Origin of the sequence: Sphingomonas sp. 1F27F7B, from assembly GCF_005503355.1 — a bacterium.
GTDB lineage: Bacteria > Pseudomonadota > Alphaproteobacteria > Sphingomonadales > Sphingomonadaceae > Sphingomonas.
The window spans coordinates 1-15808 of sequence record NZ_SCMK01000002.1 but is presented as its reverse complement, the minus strand read 5'-3'; the positions used below and the strand labels follow the sequence as shown (position 1 = coordinate 15808).

Below are 15808 nucleotides of genomic sequence, written 5' to 3'. Positions count from 1 at the left end.
TTTTCGAAGCGGAGTTTCCATGGCGGGCAGCGTCAACAAAGTGATCCTGGTGGGCAATCTCGGGCGCGATCCGGAGAGCCGCAGCTTCCAGAATGGCGGCAAGGTGGTCGAGCTGCGCATCGCCACCTCGGAAAGCTGGAAGGATCGCAACTCGGGCGAGCGCAAGGAAAAGACCGAGTGGCACACGGTCAAGGTCTTCAACGAAGGCCTGGCGAATGTCGCCGAGCGCTATCTGCGCAAGGGCAGCAAGGTCTATATCGAAGGCGCGCTGACCACCCGCAAATGGCAGGACCAGAACGGCCAGGACCGCTATTCGACCGAGATCGTGCTCCAGGGCTTCAACTCGGTGCTCACCATGCTCGACGGCGCGCCCGGCGGTGGCGGTGGTGGTGGCGGCCGTTCCTCGGGCGGTGACGATTGGAACTCGGGCGGCGGCGACGAGTTTGCCGGTCAGTCCTCCAGTCGCGGCGGCGGCAATTTCAACAGCGGCGGCCAGCGTTCGGGCGGTGGCGGCAGCGGCAGCTTCGGCGGCGGCTTCCCGGACGATCTGGACGACGACGTTCCGTTCTGAACTGCGAAAGGATCTCCATGCGTGGCGCGGTGACTGGATTGGCCTTGCTGGCGGCGGCCTGTGGCGGCCCCAAGACGACCAACGATCCCGCCGCGCAGAATGTGATCGAGGCGACCTCGAAGGGCGTGCCCGCCAAGGTCGCCGCCGGCACCTGCAACGACAAGCCCGATTTCGTGCCGGTCTACAAGGAAGCCAAGATCATCAGCTGCACCAGTGGCGAAGTCGCAGTGACGGGGAAGCGCAGCGGCACGGTGATCTACACCGATTTCGCTTCGCCCTCGACGATCCTGGCCTGGTCGAAGCAGCGGGCGCTCGCCTCCGGAATGTCGCTCGGAGTCGAGGACGGCAAGTCGTTCAGCGCGGTGGAGGGCGACCGGCGCACGCTGCGCGTGATGGCCGAATCGGGCACTGCGGTCACCAACGTCACCGTCAACTGGGGCGTGAAGCGCTAAGGTCCGGAAGTTCAGGCTTCGACGATCTCGGCGACGCCGAACCTGCCCGCCTGGTAATCGGCGAAAGCCTGGCGGATCTCGGCTTCGCTGTTCATCACGAAAGGCCCGTGCGCCACGATCGGCTCGTCGATCGGCGCGGCATGGCCGAACAGGAGCAGCGCCGGCTCGGAAGCGGTGATGGTCACTGCATCGCCCGGGGTCAGCTCGGCGAGATGGAAGTGCTCGACACGCGTCTCTTCCACGTGGAACGCTCCCCGCACGCCATAGAGGAACACGTCGCGCCCCTCGAGACGGTCGAACGTCACGCTGCCGCCGGTCGCGATCTCGACCCAGGTCAGGAAGACGCCGGTCAGCGAAGCGACCACGCCCTCGGCCCCGCCGAACCTGCCGGCGACCAGATGGACGGTGGCGCCGCCCGCAGCGATCGCCGGAATCGCCTCGGCCTGGGCGCCGATATAGCGCGGCGCAGTCATCTTGAGCCGGGCGGGCAGATTTACCCAGAGCTGGAGGATCTCCATTGGTCCGCCGGCGCGCTTGAAGCCGCTCGGCGAGACTTCGGCATGGACGATGCCGCTGCCCGCGGTCATCCACTGGATGCCGCCGGCCCGAATGACGCTGGCATGGCCGGCGCTGTCGGTATGCGCCAGCTCGCCTGCCAGGATGAACGTCACCGTCTCGAAGCCACGATGCGGGTGCGGGCCAAAGGGCAGGCCGCGATTGTCCGGCGGATAGGTCTGCGGGCCGTGATGATTGAGGAACAGGAAGGCGCCGACATGCCCGATCGCCGGGCCCGGCACCGGCCGTCGCGTGATCAGGTCGCCGATGTCGTCGCGAAAGGCCGGATGCACCCGCTTCACCGTCCGCATCGCATCACCTCCTCAGCAGGAACACCGCATGTTCGGCGAACAGATTGGCCATCGCCGATCCCGTGCGCTGGTCGCCCGAGAGGAACCAGCTGCCTTCCAATGCGATCCCGCGGCCGTGCACGAATGCGCGGAAATCGTCGACGGTCACGTGATGGATGTTGGGCGTGGCATACCATTCGACCGGCAGCAGCCGCGTCACCGGCATCCGCCCGCCGAACAGCAGCGAGGCGCGCACGCGCCAATGGGCGAAATTGGGGAAGGAGACGAAGGCGCGCTTGCCGATGCGCAGCAGGTTCTCCAGCACCATGTCCGGGTGGCGGGTGGTCTGCAGCGTCTGGCTGAGGATGGCATAGTCGAAGCTGTCGTCGGGATAATCGGCCAGGTCGGTATCCGCGTCGCCCTGCACCACCGAGAGCCCGCGGCTCACCGCCGCCGCCACGTCGCCCGCGTCGAGTTCCAGCCCGCGGGCATCGACCTGGCGCGTGTCGCGCAGCGCCGCCATCAGCGCTCCGTCGCCACAGCCGATGTCGAGCACCTTGCTGCCGCGCTCGACATTGCCCGCGATGATCGCGAGGTCCGGGCGCAGCGCTGCCGGGGTCGGAATCTGGGAGCCGCTGACCATCGTCATCGCGTGTAGAGGTCCACCTCGTGCCGCTCCATGCAGCGTTCGGGATGCGGGATCTGGGTCCAGCCGAGCTTGGCGTAGAGCGGCTGCATGTCGCGCGTGAACAGCAGCCAGCGGCGCAGGCCCGCAAGCTCGGGATGTGCCTGCACCGCCTCGAGCATCTGCATGGCGACGCCCTTGCCGCGGTGCGCCGGCAGCACGAAGACATCGGCCAGATAGGCGAAGGTGGCATGATCCGTGATGACCCGGGCAAAGCCGACCTGCTCGTCCTGGCCCGCCTCGTCCTTGGCGAAGGCTGCGGCGCAGAAGGAATGGCGGATCGCGTTCTCGACGATGTGGCGCGGGATGCCCTTGGCCCAATAGGAACCGCTCAGGAATGCATGGATCAGGTCGAGGTCGAGCTCGGCCTTGTCGAACGAGATGCGATAGTCGCTCATGCTGCCCCCGCTTCCAGAAAGCCGCGCACCACGCGGTCGAGCTCCGGACTGTCGAGCAGGAAGGCGTCGTGGCCGAACGGCGATTTCAACTCGACGAAGCTCGCCCGCGCGCCCGCGGCGTTGAGCGCATGGACGATGGTGCGCGATTCGCTCGTCGGATAGAGCCAGTCGGTGTCGAAGCTCACCACGCAGAAACGCGTGCCATTGCCCCTGAAGGCATCGGCGAGCAGCCCGCCATGCTCCTCGGCCAGGTCGAAATAGTCGAGCGCGCGCGTGATGTAGAGATAGGAATTGGCGTCGAACCGGTCGACGAATGCCAGGCCCTGGTGGCGCAGATAGCTTTCGACCTGGAAATCGGCATCGAAGCCGAAGGTCTTGGCGCCGTCCGGTTTCTCTGGGCGGCTCTGCAGCTTGCGCCCGAACTTGGCAGTGAGCCCGGCTTCGGAGAGATAAGTGATGTGCGCCGCCATCCGCGCCACCGCCAGCCCGGCGGCGGGAGGATCATTGTCGCCATAATAGTCGCCGCCGCGCCATTTGGGATCGGCCATCACCGCCTGGCGGCCGACTTCGTGGAACGCGATGTTCTGTGCGGAGTGCCGCGCCGCACTGGCGATGACCACGGCCGAGGCGACGCGCTCCGGAAAGGTCGCCGCCCAGCTCAGCGCCTGCATGCCGCCCATCGAGCCGCCGACCACGGCGAACAGCTTTCCCACGCCCAGGTGATCGAGCAGCATCGCCTGGGCGCGGACCATGTCGCGGATGGTGATCACCGGGAAGCCCATCCCCCAGGGCTTGCCGGTAGCGGGATTGACCGTCGCCGGGCCCGAACTGCCCAGGCAGCTGCCGAGCACATTCGAGCAGACGACGAAATAGCGGTCGGTGTCGATCGGCTTGCCCGGTCCCACCATGCGCATCCACCAGCCGGGCTTGCCGGTGCGCGGGTGTTCGGAAGCGACATGCTGGTCGCCGGTCAGCGCGTGACAGACCAGGATCGCGTTGCCGCCATCGGGCGCGAGGGTGCCATAGGTCTCGTAGCCGATGTCGAGCGGCGACAGCAGTCCGCCGCCATCGAGGCGCAGCGGCCCCGGCAGCGTCACCGAGCGGCCAGTGCCGTAACGCGGATCTTCGGACATCCCGCGGTCGTTAGGAGGCTGCGCGCTGCGGTTCAAGCGGCCTTGGCATCGATGGGGCTGCCGAGGATGGCGGCGGCGGCCATCCGCCCGGTCTGCGCGGCGCCGTTCATATACCCCGGAAAGGCGTCCGAGAGATGTTCGCCCGCGAACCAGATGCGCCCCGCATGCGGCACCTGGTTGCCGCCCTTGCCCTCCACGCACAGCAGGTTCGAGAACCGCGTGAGCTGGCCCGGGGCATAGTTGCAATAGGCGCCGAGCGTGAGTGCCTGGGCATGCCAGTTGGTGCGGGTAAAGGGGCCGGTGGCCGCCTCGATCAACCCGGGGATGGCGGGGGCGGCGCTGGCGGCGAAGCGTGCCGCCAGCGCCGAAGGCGTTTCGGCTTCGGCGCGGCGCACTTCGTCGCCGCCCAGGAACCAGGTCCACACCGGCGAGAGCCCGTCCTTGCGGTGGACGCTGCCGTCCCAGCCCAGCGCCCAGCCGGCCTGCGGGTCGGTCTGCCACAGCTCGCCGCCCACGCCCATCGGATGGCGCCACGGCGTCGCGTCGGTGCCCGACTGGACCTTTTCGTTGAAGCCCAGCTCCATCTCGCCGATGAAGGCGCGCCACGCGGCGGGAAGGGGCACCCGGAAATCGATCTGGCGCGTGAGCGGCCCGGGCACCGCGACGATCAGCGTGTCGGCATGCGCGATCGAACCGTCGAGGAAATGAAGCTTCAGTCCCGGCTCGACGCGGTGCAGGCGCTTGCCGGTGGTGATCCGGTCGGCATGGAATGCGGTCATCGCCTCGATCAGTGCCGAACTGCCGCCCTCGATCACATAGCGTTCGTCGGCGCCGCCCAGCACTTCGGCGCGCCGGCCGTCCACCGTCGGCAAGTTGAAGATCAGCTCGATGGCCGAGGCGCGCTTCGGCTCGACGCCATATTCGGTGCGGCTGGTCGCCTCCAGCAGCTGGCGGACCCAGGGCTCGCCAATCCGCGCGGCGTGGCTTTCGAGATAGTCGTGGATCGACAGGCGATCGAGGTCGGGCGCGACACGGGCATGGTCCCGGTCGAGCCGGTCGGCGTCGCTGGCGATCTGCGCGGCGATCGGGCGCAGCGCGGTGGCCAGCTCTGCGTCGGTGACGAGCCGGCCATTCGCCAGGATCAGCGTATCGTGCGGCGCGTTCTTGCGGTCGATCAGCGCCACGCCGAAGCGCTTGAGCAGCGCGTGCATGTCGTAATGGTCGGTGTTGACCAGCTGGCCGCCGGCCTCGAACGTCCAGTCGCCTGCCCTGTGCGTGTACATCCGCCCGCCGGTGCGGGCACGGCCTTCGTAGAGATGGGCATCGACGCCTGCCCGGCGCAGATGGTGAAGCGCGCTCAGGCCGGCAATGCCGCCGCCGATGATCGCCACGCGTCCGGCGGGCTGCGCCGCGGCCGGACGAGGCAGGGCGCCGGCCATGCCGGCCGCGGTGATCGCCCGCAGCACCGCGCGCCGCGTCGCGCCGCTCGCGCCCTTGACCGGCATCGGCTCGCCGGCCGCTTCCAGATTGCGTCGCCGCGCCGCTTCCAGTGCGCGCCAGACGATGCCGTTCCCCCGCATTGCCCCTCCCCGGCTCCCTTTAACCATGAAGCCCTAGAGCCTGACCCTTGCCATCCGGTAACCATTCCGCCAAGCCGCGCGGCCATGACCGCACACTCCGATAGCCCTCGGCCCAAGCCCTGGATCATGGAAATCGCCCCCTATGTACCGGGGCGTTCCACCACCGATGACGGCCGCAAGGTGTCGAAGCTCTCGTCCAACGAGAATCCGCTCGGCACTTCGCCCAGGGCGCGCGAGGCGTTCCTCACCGCCGCGACCAGCCTCGAGCGCTATCCCGACGCCAGCGCGGTCGAACTCCGCGAGACGATCGCCGCCAGATACGGCCTCGATCCTGGGCGGATCATCTATGGCAACGGCTCGGACGAAGTGCTCCATCTCGCCGCCGGCGCCTTTGCCGGCCCGGGCGACGAGATCATCTACGTCCATTACGGCTTCACCGTGTACCCGATCGCCACCCGCCGGGTCGGCGCGACGCCGGTGGTGGCGCCGGACAAGGACTATGCGACCGATGTCGACGCGATCCTGGCCTCGGTGACCGAGAAGACCAGGATCGTCTTCGTGGCCAATCCCAACAATCCCACCGGCACCTATGCGCCGCGCAACGAGATCCTGCGCCTCCATGCCGGCCTGCCGGGCCATGTCCTGCTCGTCCTCGACCACGCCTATGCCGAATATATCGAGGGCGACGACGATGACGGCGGCATGGAACTGGCCCGCACCGCGCCCAACGTGCTGGTGACGCGCACCTTCTCCAAGATGTACGGCCTCGCCGCCGAGCGGATCGGCTGGGGCTATGCCGCGGCGCCGATCATCGAGGCGATGCACCGCATCCGTCTGCCTTTCTCGATCACCATCGCGGGCACCGCGGCAGCAGTCGCGGCGCTCGGCGACACCGATTTCGTCGCGCACACCAAGGCGCACAATGCCGAGTGGCGCCGCTGGTTCGCCGACGAGATCGCCAAGCTGGGCAACAAGGGCCTGCGCGCGGTGCCGAGCCAGGCCAATTTCGTGCTGGTGCTGTTCGAGGGCCAGCTCACCGCCGAGGCGGCGTACAGGGGGCTGATGGACGCCGGCTATATCGTCCGCTGGCTGCCGGGGCAGGGGCTCCCGCACGGCCTGCGCATCACCATCGGCACCGAGGACGAGACGCGCGGCGTGATCGCGGCGCTGCGGAAGCTGGCGGGCGAGGCCTGATGCTGCCCTTCGCCCGGGTGACGATCATCGGTCTGGGCCTGATCGGCTCGTCGATCGCGCGCGCGGTGAAGCAGCACATGCCGAGCGTGCGGGTGACCGGCCATGACGCCGATCCGGCGGTGCGCGAGACCGCGGTTCGCCTCGCCCTGTGCGACGACATCGCCGATACCGCCGGCACCGCGGCGATCGACGCCGATCTCGTCATCCTCTGCGTCCCCGTCGGCGCGATGGGCGCGGCGGCGGCGGACCTGGCCGCCGACCTGCCCGCCGATGCGATCGTCAGCGATGTCGGCTCGTGCAAGGAAAGCGTGGTCGAGGCAGTGCGCGCGGCATTGCCGGGTGCCGTCTTCGTCCCCGCCCATCCGGTCGCGGGAACCGAGAATAGCGGCCCCGAGGCCGGCTTCGCCTCGCTGTTCCACGGCCGCTGGTGCATCGTCACGCCGGTGGAGGGGACGGACGGGCTCGCGGTCGAGCGGGTGCGCGAATTCTGGAAGCGGCTGGGCGCCGAGGTCGAGACGATGGCGCCTGACCATCATGACCGCGTGCTCGCGGTGACCAGCCATTTGCCGCACCTGATCGCCTATACGATCGTGGGCACTGCATCGGACATGGAGGAAGTCACCCAGTCCGAAGTGATCAAATACTCCGCCGGCGGCTTCCGCGACTTCACGCGCATCGCCGCCTCGGACCCGACCATGTGGCGCGACGTGTTCCTGGCGAACAAGGAAGCGGTGCTCGACATGCTCCAGCGCTTCTCCGAGGACCTGACCGCGCTCCAGCGCGCGATCCGCTGGGGCAAGGGCGACGAGCTGTTCGAGCTGTTCAGCCGTACCCGCACGATCCGCCGCTCGATCATCGAGCAGGGGCAGGACGATGCCGCCCCCGATTTCGGGCGCAGCCACGACTGACGAGCTTGCTACGTCGGCACGAGGGCGGCGCGCGCAAGTTCGCCAGGTTCGTGCCGGAAGCGGGGCCCTGGGGAAGCCCTGTTTTCCCATTTTCCCCGGTAATGCGCCGTATCTCGCAGCATCCTTGCGCGGCCGGCCAGCCCGGCCGGTCAGAATCCCATATTGCAAGGCGCGAGTCGCGGCGGCGGGGCTCAGCCGTTCAGCGCGTTGATCCCGGCATGAACCCGCGCCTCGGCCTCTGCACGCGGCAGGCCCGGCGGGATATGCCCCATGAAGCGGAAGGTCACCACGCCCGGCTTCTTCACGCCGTGCTTGGTCCAGACATGGCCGCTGCGCACCGCGATCGGCACCACCGGCAGGTCGAGCATCCGATAGAGCCCGGCAAAGCCCGAGCGCAGCTCGGGCGCTTCGCCCGGCTTCACGCGCGTGCCCTCCGGGAAGATCAGTACGGAACGACCCTGCGCCAGCGCCGCCTTTGCGTCCTTCATCATCGATCGCAGTGCCGTGGCATTGGCGGTGCGGTTGACGATGATGACGCCATAGCGCCGCGCCGCCCAGCCCCAGAGCGGGATGCGTGCCAGCTCGCGCTTCATCACCGTGGCGGGCGAGCCCAGCAGCCGGCTCAGCTCCAGCGCTTCGAAGATCGATTCATGCTTGCCGGCGAAGAGCACCGGCCCCTTGGGGATGTCGCCTTCGATCTTCACCCGGATGCCCAGGATCCAGCGCGCCGACCAGGTCATCAGCGCCACCCAGGCCATCGCATAGGTGCGCAGCGCGTCGCCGCCGAGCAGCGCGACCAGCGGCACGAGCAGCACCAGCACCAGCGACAGGCCATAGAAGAAGATCGAGAAGATCAGCGTCCGGAGGAAGTTCATCAGTTCGCGCCCAGCAGGAGGGCGATCCGCCGCACCAGATATTTGTGATATTCGCGGAAGAGCATGGCGAAGCCCGGCTGGCTGCGCACCGGATCGCCGACCACTTCCACGCCCTTCAGAGCATGGGCGAGTTCCAGCCGCGCACGCGGCATGTGCCAGTCTGACGTGACGAGGCGCACGGTCCTGTACTTGTGCTCCTTCACCCATTCGGCGGTCTCTTCCGCATTGGAGCGGGTGTCGACGGCCTGCCAGCCCAGGTCGACGCAGCAGCGCATCAGCTTGCGGTCGATCTTGTATTCCGCGGCGAATTCTCCGGGGCGCACATCGGGATCGACACCGCTGACGAGCATGCGCTGGGCATCGCCGGCGCGCAGCACCTCGAGCCCGCGGTCGATCCGCTTCGATCCGCCGGTCAGCACTACGATCGCATCGGTCTTGCGGTTCTCCAGCGGATGGCCGAGCGAGAGCATGAACGCTGCGAAGCCGAGCAGCCAGGCGATCAGCACCAGGGCAACGAGGCGCAGGATCACAGCGTTCGGCCCAGCGCGCGCAGCACGGTGCCCCGCGCCGCGAAGGTGGCGAGCAGCGCAAAGCCCAGCGGCAGCAGCAGGAGCAGGAACCAGTCGCGCTGCTGCAGCGCCACGCCGCTCAGCATCTCCGAGCCCACCAGCGCCATGCGCGACTGGAGGAACCAGACCAGCCCCAGCGCCGCCGCGGTGCCGAGCAGGCCGCCCAGCAGCGTGTCGAACGCGATCCGCCGCTGGAACAGGCGGGCAATCTGGACATCGGTGGAGCCGAGCATGTGCAGCACATCGATGGTGTCGCGGTGCGTGTCCAGCCCCGAACGCGCGGCGAGCAGCACCACGGCGGCGGTGGCGCTGGCGATGAGCAGCATCAGCCCCACCGCCAGCCAGCTCATCGTGGTCATGAAGCTGCGCACCGGCGACAGCCATTGCGCATGCCGGTCGATCCGGGCGCCGGGGGCGATGGCCCGGGCGGTGCGCTCGACAATGCCCAGATTGCTCCCGCGCACCTCGACGTCGATCATGGCCGGCATCGGCAGATCGGGATCGAGCCCGGTGTCGCCCAGCCAGGGCCTGAGCAGCTCGGCGAGCCGCTGGCGATCGACTTCGGCTGCGCGCACCACGCCCGGGATCCTGGCCACTGCGGTGCGGATCGCAGCCGCCTCGCCGTCGCGCGTCGCGGCATTGGGCTCGACGATCTGGATGGTGAGGCGGCCTGCGAGCTGGCGGTCGAGCTGCGCGGTGGCGGCGAACATGCCGAGCCCCAGCGCGCCGGCGAGCACGGTGAGGAATACCATGATCGCCATGATCCAGGTCATGGCGCGGGTGCGCCGGCTCTCGTCGAGCAGGCGGCGATCGGGCGCATTCGGGTTGAGGCTCAGCTTCATGCGCGCCCCGGCGGATTGCGCAGCGCGCCGGTCGGATCGTTGAGCCGGCCCTTTTCGAGCCGCATCATGTGTGCATTGGGAATGCGGTTGAGCAGGTGGAAGTCGTGCGTTGCGACGACCACCGTGGTGCCCAGGCGATTGAGGCTGTCGAACAGATGGAGCAGCCGCTCGGCCATGTCCGGATCGACGTTCCCGGTCGGCTCGTCGGCGACAAGCAGCTCGGGGCGGCCGATCACGGCGCGGGCTATGGCGATGCGCTGCTGCTCCCCGCCGGAAAGCGTCGGTGGCCTGGCGCGGCCGCGATCGGTCAATCCCACCCAGGCGAGCATCTCGCGCACCGGCGCCTCGATATCGCTTTCGGACACGCCCGCCACGCGCAGGGGCAGTGCGATATTGTCATAGGCGGAGAGATGGGGAACCAGGCGGAAATCCTGGAACACCACGCCGATCCGTCGGCGGAAGCCGGGCAGGCGGGCACGGGGCAGGGCGCCCGCATCCTCGCCGAACAGGCGCACCGTGCCGCGGCTCGGGCGCTGGGCGAGATAGAGGAGCTTGAGCAGCGAGGTCTTGCCTGCGCCGGAGGGACCGGTGAGGAAATAGAAGGCGCCCGTGTTCAGCGAGAAGCTGACGTCCGAGAGAGTCTCGTCGCCCGAGCCATAGCGCAGGCCGACATTCTCGAATTGAACGATGCTGGCCATCGGGCTCCCGGCGCTTCCCCTGCACCTGCCATCGCACAGGCGCCGACGGGTCACAAGAAGCTGGGGATACTCGGGCACGGGACTCTTGTGGGCGCGAATCGATGGGTCTAGAATCGTGACAATGGGGCGACAGGGGCCCGTGTCGTGAGCCGCGCGTAATGATCCTCGAATGCAGCCAGTGCCGTACCCGCTATCTGGTGCCCGACAGCGCCATTGGCGCCGATGGCCGCACCGTGCGCTGCGCAAGCTGCAAGCACAGCTGGTTCCAGGCGCCTGTCGCGCTCGACCTGACCACGCGAGCCACCACGGCCGACGGCCCGGTCACTTCGGCGCCGAAACGTGAGGCATCCGCGCCGCCGCGGGTGTTCGACGATGCCTCGATCAGCGCTGCGGCCGGCGGGCCGTCGCCGGATTACGATCCCTTCGCGCCGCAGCCGCCGTTCAAGCCGCGCCGCAACCCGGCACGGCGCTGGACCGCCGCGGCCTTTGTCGCGGGCTTCTCGATGCTGCTGGGCACCGGCGCGATTCTCTATTCGGGTGCGCCCGGGCTCGCCGCGCAGTTCGGTGTCGGCATCGGCGGCGAAGTCGAGACGCCGCTGCTGTTCACCGATCGGAACGTCGAGCGGCGCACCCAGACCAACGGCAGCGAGCTGGTCATCATATCGGGCAAGGTGGCCAACCCCACTTCGGACAAGCAGCGCGTGCCCGACATCCGCATCGAGCTGCGCGATGCGCAGGGCGCGCTGGTCTATAGCTGGCGCGTGACGCCGCAGGTCCGCCAGATCGGCCCCAAACAGGCGATCGACTTCAACTCGGCGCAGGTCGATCCCCCGCGCAACGCGAGCACCGTGCGGCTGAGCTTCGCTACCGAAATCGGCGGCTGACCCACCAGAGCCGCGTGCCGTGCAGCGCCGCGGCCACCACCATGCCGAAGCCCGAGGCGAGGACGAGGCCGGTTGCGCCCCAGCCCGCGAGATGGACGAAAGCCAGCCCCGCGCCGCCGGTGACGAGGAAGAAGGCGATCACCGAGTTGATCCCGGCCACCACCTGATCGCCCAGCGAGCGCAGGGCATAGACGAATACCACCTGTATCCCGTCGAACAGGATGAAGGGCGCCCAGACGGGCAGCATTACCAGCGCAAGATCGTGCACCTGGGGTATCGCGGGGAACAGCGCGACAAAGGGGCGGGGAACCAGGATCAGCAAGCCGGCGAGCAGGCCCGTCGCGCCTGCTGCGAGCGCGGCGGCGATGGCGGCGCGGCGCGCGGCGGCCTGGGGCACGCCCTCGCCCACTGCGTTCCCGGCGCGCACGCCGGCCGCCGACCCCAGGCCCAGCGCTACCGAGAAGGTGACGTTGTGGATCGAGAAGACGATCTGGAAGGCGTGGGTGGCGACTTCGCCCAGCTCGGTGGAGAGCGCGATCAGGATCGAGAAGCCGACGAGCTCGAGGCCCGAGGCGATGGCGGGGACCAGGCCGAACAGGGCGAGGCCCAGCGCCCCCGTCAGCGAGGCGCGGCTGAAGATGCCGGCCAGGTCGTGCACGCCACGCTGTCTCGCCCGCGGCAGGGTCCAGGCCGCGCCGATCATCCCTGCCGCGCCCATCGCCGATGCGATCGCAGTAGCGAGCGCCGCGCCGGTCGCGCCCATTGCCGGCAGCCCGAGATGCCCGGCCGACAGCGCCCAGGCGAGCAGTGCGTTGACCGGCAGGATCGACAGGTTGACCACGGTCACGCGCTGCGGCCGGCTCACGCCTTCCAGGAAGAAGCTCGCGGTGACGATCAGCAGCTGGAAGGGATAGGCGAGCGCCATCACCCGCACGACGTCGGCGGCGAGCGGCGTGATCTCCGCCGCCACGCCGATCCCGCGCAGCATCGGCTCGGCGAAGGCGAAGAGCAGCAGCGCGCTGATCATGCCCAGCGCGATCGCCAGCAGCATCCCCTGGTGCAGCGCGCGGCCGGTGCCCGGCAGGTCCTTCGCGCCATCGGCGCGCGAGACATGGACGAGCACGCCCGAAAGCGCGCCCAGCCCCATCACGATGCCGGGGAAAGTGAGCGCGCGGCTTGCCCCCAGCGCGGCTACTTCCTCGGTGCCGGTGAAGCCGACGACGATCACGTCGGTGACGTGCAGGATCGTCCAGTTGAGGCTGGTCAGCGCCACCGGCCAGGCGAGCGACAGGATTCGGCGCATCTCGGCGGAAAGATCGGGGGAGAGGCGCATGGGAGGGCGCGCTTAGCGGATTTCGCGCGGTTTGGAAAAGCGTGCGGCAATGGCTTGCATTGTCCGGAACGCGTTGCTAGGGGCCGCTGCCTTACCAGCCGTCAGGTTTCATCTGACGGAATTTCACGTGCGGTCGTGGCGGAACTGGTAGACGCGCAACGTTGAGGTCGTTGTGGCCGAAAGGCCGTGGAAGTTCGAGTCTTCTCGACCGCACCAGTGAAAATGCAGGCACCCGGCTCCCATGCCGCGGTGCCGCAATTTTTTCGGGACCCGGGCAAACTTCTGCGACAAGTGGCGCGTAGCCACGCGGCGTTCATGCCGGCGATGCGATGCGCATTGCGGGGCCTGTGAAAAGGGTGGGGAATTCATGCGTTCGACGTTGAAGCTGGGTTGCGCGGTTGCCGGTTTGCTTGTCGGCGCGACGCCGGGCGGCGCATTGGCTCAGGCGCAGCAGCCTGCGCCCTCGCCGACTCAGGATCATCCCGCCCGGCAACGCGCCCCGCAGCCCGCCCCTGCGCAGGAACAGGGCCCGGACGACATGGGCGACGAAGGCACGATCGTCGTCAACGGCGTGCTGCCCGGCGCGGTCAAGACCGACGTCAAGCCCGAGGTCCAGCTCAATCCGGCCGATATCCGCGCCTATGGCGCCTCGAACGTCTCGGAGCTGATCACCGCGCTCCAGGCGCAGCTCGGCAGCAGCGCGGGGCGCGGCGACGAGCAGCCGGTGATCCTGATCAGCGGCCGCCGTTCGAGCATGAACGAAGTCCGCGACTTGCCGACCGAGGCGATCGACCGGATCGACATCCTGCCCGAGGAAGTCGCCCTGCAATATGGCTATGGCCCCACGCAGAAGGTGATCAACTTCGTGCTGCGCAACCGCTTCCGCGCGGTCACCACCGTGCTGGAGGGGCAGATGCCCACCGCCGGCGGCAACGCGACGGAGAGCGCCAACCTCAACATCCTCAAGCTCAACCGCGACGGGCGGGTGACGCTCGACGTCAAGTACAACCAGAATTCCGCGATCCTCGAGAGCGAGCGCGGCGTCAGCCGGGTCGGGAACGCACTGTTCGACACGCGCGGCAACATCACCGGCATCGGCGGTGCGGAGATCGACCCGGCGTTGAGCGCGCTGGCCGGCAGGCCGGTGACGGTCGCCGGGGTGCCGGCGGGTGCCGCGGGCGGTCCGCAATCGCTAGCCGCCTATGCGGCCAATGCGAACGATCCCAACGTCACCGATCTCACGCCCTATCGCACGCTCGTCGGCCCGGCGAAGAACCTGACGATCAGCGGCATCTACAACCGCGCGCTCTCGGCCAAGGTGAGTGCCACTGCCAATGTCAGCCTGGACGTGAACCAGAGCGAGGCCTGGCTCGGCCTGCCCAGCGCGGCGCTGCGCCTGCCGGCGGGCAATCCCTGGTCGCCCTTCGCGCAGGACGTGCAGCTGCTGCGCTACTACGACAATCTCAACCCGCTCACGCGGTCGAGCGGCAGCCAGTCGCTGCGCGGCGAAGTGACGATCAACGGCGACAGCTCGCCCTGGATCGGCAGCTGGCGCTGGTCGGTCAACGCCAACTACCAGCAGACCGGCAGCGACACGACCACGACGCGCGGCGTCGACCCGTCGCTGATGCAGGCGCTGCTCAATGCCGGCGATCCCGGTTTCAATCCGTTCGCGCCGATCCCCTACAGCCTGGTCGGCAGCCGTCCGGACGACCGGACCCAGTCGACCACCAAGGTCGGCAATATCGAGTTCCTCACCAACGGCCCGCTGTTCAAGCTGCCGGCGGGCGACGTGACCACCAGCATCCGCGTGGCGGGCCGCACCAACGATCTTTCGGGCAAGTCCTTCCGCTCGGGCCTGTACAGCGCGAGCGACATCTCGCGCGACATCGGCGCGGTGCGCGGCAATATCAGCATCCCGATCACCAGCCGCCGCCGGGCGGTGCTCGATGCGATCGGCGATTTCTCGATCAACGCCAATTTCGAGATCGAGCAGCTTTCGGACTTCGGCCGGCTGACCACCACGGGCTATGGCTTCAACTGGTCGCCCATCACGCAGGTCCAGGCGATCGTCAGCTTCATCAACGACAGCAACGCGCCGACGCCGGCCCAGCTCGGCAATCCCATGGTCACCACGCCCAACGTGCCCGTCTATGATTTCGTGCGCGGCGAGAGCGTGAACATCACCCAGATCACCGGCGGCAACCCGCTGCTCGGTGCCGACAGCCGCCACGTGTTCCGCCTCGGGCTCAACATCCGGCCGTTCACCGAGACCAATCTCGGCATCGTGGTGAACTATACCAATACGCGGTACCGCAATGCGATCCAGACCTTCCCCGGCGCTTCGGAGGAGATCGAGGCGGCCTTCCCCGATCGCTTCGTGCGCGACGGCGCGGGACGGCTGCTCAGCATCGATTCGCGCCCGGTGAACTATGACCGGACCGCGCATTCCGAGCTGCGCTGGGGCTTCAACCTGTTCATCCCGATCGCCTCGCCGCAGCAGAAGCGCATGCGCGAGCGCCGCGAGGCGTTCATGAAGGCGCGCGAGGAATCGCGCCGCACCGGCCAGCCGATGCCGGCCGAGATGACGGCGATGTTCGACCAGTTCCGCCGCCTGGGCCAGCAATCGAGCCTGTTCGGCGGCACGCTGAGCCAGCAGTTCCGCGGCCCGCGCCCCGAGGGGCAGCAGGGCCAGGGGCCGCAGCCGGGGCAGGACCAGGGCCAGGGACGCGTGCAGACCGACGGGCCGGGCCAGGGTCCGGGCGGCGATGGCGGTCCGCGCCGCTTCGGCGGCCCGGGCGGCGGTGGCCCGGGCGGGGGCGGCCGCGGCGGCTTTTGCGG

The 15808-nt window shown here is 68.6% G+C and carries 16 protein-coding genes and 1 tRNA gene; 7 read left to right on the top strand and 10 right to left on the bottom strand.

Annotated elements, in window-relative coordinates; genetic code table 11:
* Positions 1-19 precede the first annotated feature (19 nt).
* Positions 20-571, top strand: a complete 552-nt coding sequence (gene ssb / locus FFS08_RS01760; RefSeq protein ID WP_137862888.1) for a single-stranded DNA-binding protein — start codon at positions 20-22, stop codon at positions 569-571.
* Positions 572-588: 17 nt separating this feature from the next.
* On the top strand, positions 589-1023 hold the full coding sequence (locus FFS08_RS01755; RefSeq protein ID WP_171015319.1) for a hypothetical protein: 435 nt from the start codon (positions 589-591) through the stop codon (positions 1021-1023).
* An 11-nt stretch (positions 1024-1034) separates the two neighbouring features.
* Here FFS08_RS01755 and FFS08_RS01750 read toward each other — a convergent pair whose 3' ends face one another.
* The 5 genes from FFS08_RS01750 to FFS08_RS01730 are packed head-to-tail and all read right to left on the bottom strand — an operon-like array spanning position 1035 to position 5664.
* Positions 1035-1889 carry a pirin family protein gene (locus FFS08_RS01750; protein WP_137862890.1) on the bottom strand — a complete coding sequence of 285 codons (855 nt, stop codon included), beginning with the start codon at positions 1887-1889 and terminating at the stop codon, positions 1035-1037.
* Between the two features lie 4 nt (positions 1890-1893).
* A complete protein-coding gene (gene metW / locus FFS08_RS01745) occupies positions 1894-2511 on the bottom strand; it encodes a methionine biosynthesis protein MetW (protein WP_137862891.1) in 618 nt (205 codons plus the stop codon).
* A gap of 2 nt (positions 2512-2513) precedes the next feature.
* Positions 2514-2951, bottom strand: a complete 438-nt coding sequence (locus FFS08_RS01740) for a GNAT family N-acetyltransferase (RefSeq protein WP_137862892.1) — start codon at positions 2949-2951, stop codon at positions 2514-2516.
* Positions 2948-4084, bottom strand: a complete 1137-nt coding sequence (gene metX / locus FFS08_RS01735; protein ID WP_137862893.1) for a homoserine O-acetyltransferase MetX — start codon at positions 4082-4084, stop codon at positions 2948-2950. The genes FFS08_RS01740 and metX overlap by 4 nt, the downstream gene beginning before the upstream one ends.
* Positions 4085-4116: 32 nt before the next feature.
* The gene (locus tag FFS08_RS01730) at positions 4117-5664 is read right to left on the bottom strand and encodes a flavin monoamine oxidase family protein (RefSeq protein WP_137862894.1); all 1548 of its coding nucleotides are present in this window, start codon (positions 5662-5664) and stop codon (positions 4117-4119) included.
* A gap of 84 nt (positions 5665-5748) precedes the next feature.
* Here FFS08_RS01730 and hisC point away from each other — a divergent pair, with 84 nt between their 5' ends.
* Positions 5749-6858 carry a histidinol-phosphate transaminase gene (hisC, locus tag FFS08_RS01725; protein WP_137862895.1) on the top strand — a complete coding sequence of 370 codons (1110 nt, stop codon included), beginning with the start codon at positions 5749-5751 and terminating at the stop codon, positions 6856-6858.
* The gene (locus tag FFS08_RS01720; protein ID WP_137862896.1) at positions 6858-7766 is read left to right on the top strand and encodes a prephenate/arogenate dehydrogenase family protein; all 909 of its coding nucleotides are present in this window, start codon (positions 6858-6860) and stop codon (positions 7764-7766) included. Before hisC ends, FFS08_RS01720 begins: the two co-directional genes overlap by 1 nt.
* 191 nt (positions 7767-7957) lie before the next feature.
* Here the strand turns inward: FFS08_RS01720 and FFS08_RS01715 are convergent, their stop codons facing one another.
* The 4 genes from FFS08_RS01715 to ftsE are packed head-to-tail and all read right to left on the bottom strand — an operon-like array spanning position 7958 to position 10750.
* On the bottom strand, positions 7958-8641 hold the full coding sequence (locus tag FFS08_RS01715) for a lysophospholipid acyltransferase family protein (protein ID WP_137862897.1): 684 nt from the start codon (positions 8639-8641) through the stop codon (positions 7958-7960).
* On the bottom strand, positions 8641-9171 hold the full coding sequence (locus tag FFS08_RS01710; protein ID WP_137862898.1) for a YdcF family protein: 531 nt from the start codon (positions 9169-9171) through the stop codon (positions 8641-8643). The genes FFS08_RS01715 and FFS08_RS01710 overlap by 1 nt, the downstream gene beginning before the upstream one ends.
* Positions 9168-10052, bottom strand: a complete 885-nt coding sequence (locus FFS08_RS01705) for a cell division protein FtsX (RefSeq protein ID WP_137862899.1) — start codon at positions 10050-10052, stop codon at positions 9168-9170. The genes FFS08_RS01710 and FFS08_RS01705 overlap by 4 nt, the downstream gene beginning before the upstream one ends.
* On the bottom strand, positions 10049-10750 hold the full coding sequence (gene ftsE / locus FFS08_RS01700; RefSeq protein ID WP_137862900.1) for a cell division ATP-binding protein FtsE: 702 nt from the start codon (positions 10748-10750) through the stop codon (positions 10049-10051). Before ftsE ends, FFS08_RS01705 begins: the two co-directional genes overlap by 4 nt.
* A gap of 158 nt (positions 10751-10908) precedes the next feature.
* Between ftsE and FFS08_RS01695 the strand changes: the two genes are divergently transcribed.
* Positions 10909-11634 carry an MJ0042-type zinc finger domain-containing protein gene (locus tag FFS08_RS01695; RefSeq protein ID WP_137862901.1) on the top strand — a complete coding sequence of 242 codons (726 nt, stop codon included), beginning with the start codon at positions 10909-10911 and terminating at the stop codon, positions 11632-11634.
* Here FFS08_RS01695 and FFS08_RS01690 read toward each other — a convergent pair.
* Positions 11615-12967: an MATE family efflux transporter gene (locus FFS08_RS01690; protein ID WP_137862902.1), complete on the bottom strand. Its 1353-nt coding sequence runs from the start codon at positions 12965-12967 to the stop codon at positions 11615-11617. The two genes, FFS08_RS01695 and FFS08_RS01690, sit on opposite strands and share 20 nt — an antisense overlap.
* Before the next feature lie 129 nt (positions 12968-13096).
* Here FFS08_RS01690 and FFS08_RS01685 point away from each other — a divergent pair.
* Both FFS08_RS01685 and FFS08_RS01680 read left to right on the top strand, forming a co-directional pair.
* Positions 13097-13183 (top strand) — tRNA-Leu (locus tag FFS08_RS01685).
* A gap of 151 nt (positions 13184-13334) precedes the next feature.
* The coding region (locus FFS08_RS01680) for a TonB-dependent receptor (RefSeq protein WP_137871804.1) at positions 13335-15808 on the top strand (2474 nt) is incomplete at its 3' end.

Excerpts from the sequence above, each read along its gene's own strand:
- FFS08_RS01715 (WP_137862897.1), bottom strand. The coding sequence starts at position 8,641 with ATGAACTTCCTCCGGACGCTGATCTTCTCGATCTTCTTCTATGGCCTG.
- FFS08_RS01720 (WP_137862896.1), top strand. The coding sequence starts at position 6,858 with ATGCTGCCCTTCGCCCGGGTGACGATCATCGGTCTGGGCCTGATCGGC.
- FFS08_RS01705 (WP_137862899.1), bottom strand. The coding sequence starts at position 10,052 with ATGAAGCTGAGCCTCAACCCGAATGCGCCCGATCGCCGCCTGCTCGAC.
- FFS08_RS01755 (WP_171015319.1), top strand. The coding sequence starts at position 589 with ATGCGTGGCGCGGTGACTGGATTGGCCTTGCTGGCGGCGGCCTGTGGC.
- metW (WP_137862891.1), bottom strand. The coding sequence starts at position 2,511 with ATGGTCAGCGGCTCCCAGATTCCGACCCCGGCAGCGCTGCGCCCGGAC.
- hisC (WP_137862895.1), top strand. The coding sequence starts at position 5,749 with ATGACCGCACACTCCGATAGCCCTCGGCCCAAGCCCTGGATCATGGAA.
- FFS08_RS01690 (WP_137862902.1), bottom strand. The coding sequence starts at position 12,967 with ATGCGCCTCTCCCCCGATCTTTCCGCCGAGATGCGCCGAATCCTGTCG.
- FFS08_RS01730 (WP_137862894.1), bottom strand. The coding sequence starts at position 5,664 with ATGCGGGGGAACGGCATCGTCTGGCGCGCACTGGAAGCGGCGCGGCGA.
- ftsE (WP_137862900.1), bottom strand. The coding sequence starts at position 10,750 with ATGGCCAGCATCGTTCAATTCGAGAATGTCGGCCTGCGCTATGGCTCG.
- FFS08_RS01740 (WP_137862892.1), bottom strand. The coding sequence starts at position 2,951 with ATGAGCGACTATCGCATCTCGTTCGACAAGGCCGAGCTCGACCTCGAC.
- ssb (WP_137862888.1), top strand. The coding sequence starts at position 20 with ATGGCGGGCAGCGTCAACAAAGTGATCCTGGTGGGCAATCTCGGGCGC.
- FFS08_RS01695 (WP_137862901.1), top strand. The coding sequence starts at position 10,909 with ATGATCCTCGAATGCAGCCAGTGCCGTACCCGCTATCTGGTGCCCGAC.
- FFS08_RS01750 (WP_137862890.1), bottom strand. The coding sequence starts at position 1,889 with ATGCGGACGGTGAAGCGGGTGCATCCGGCCTTTCGCGACGACATCGGC.
- metX (WP_137862893.1), bottom strand. The coding sequence starts at position 4,084 with ATGTCCGAAGATCCGCGTTACGGCACTGGCCGCTCGGTGACGCTGCCG.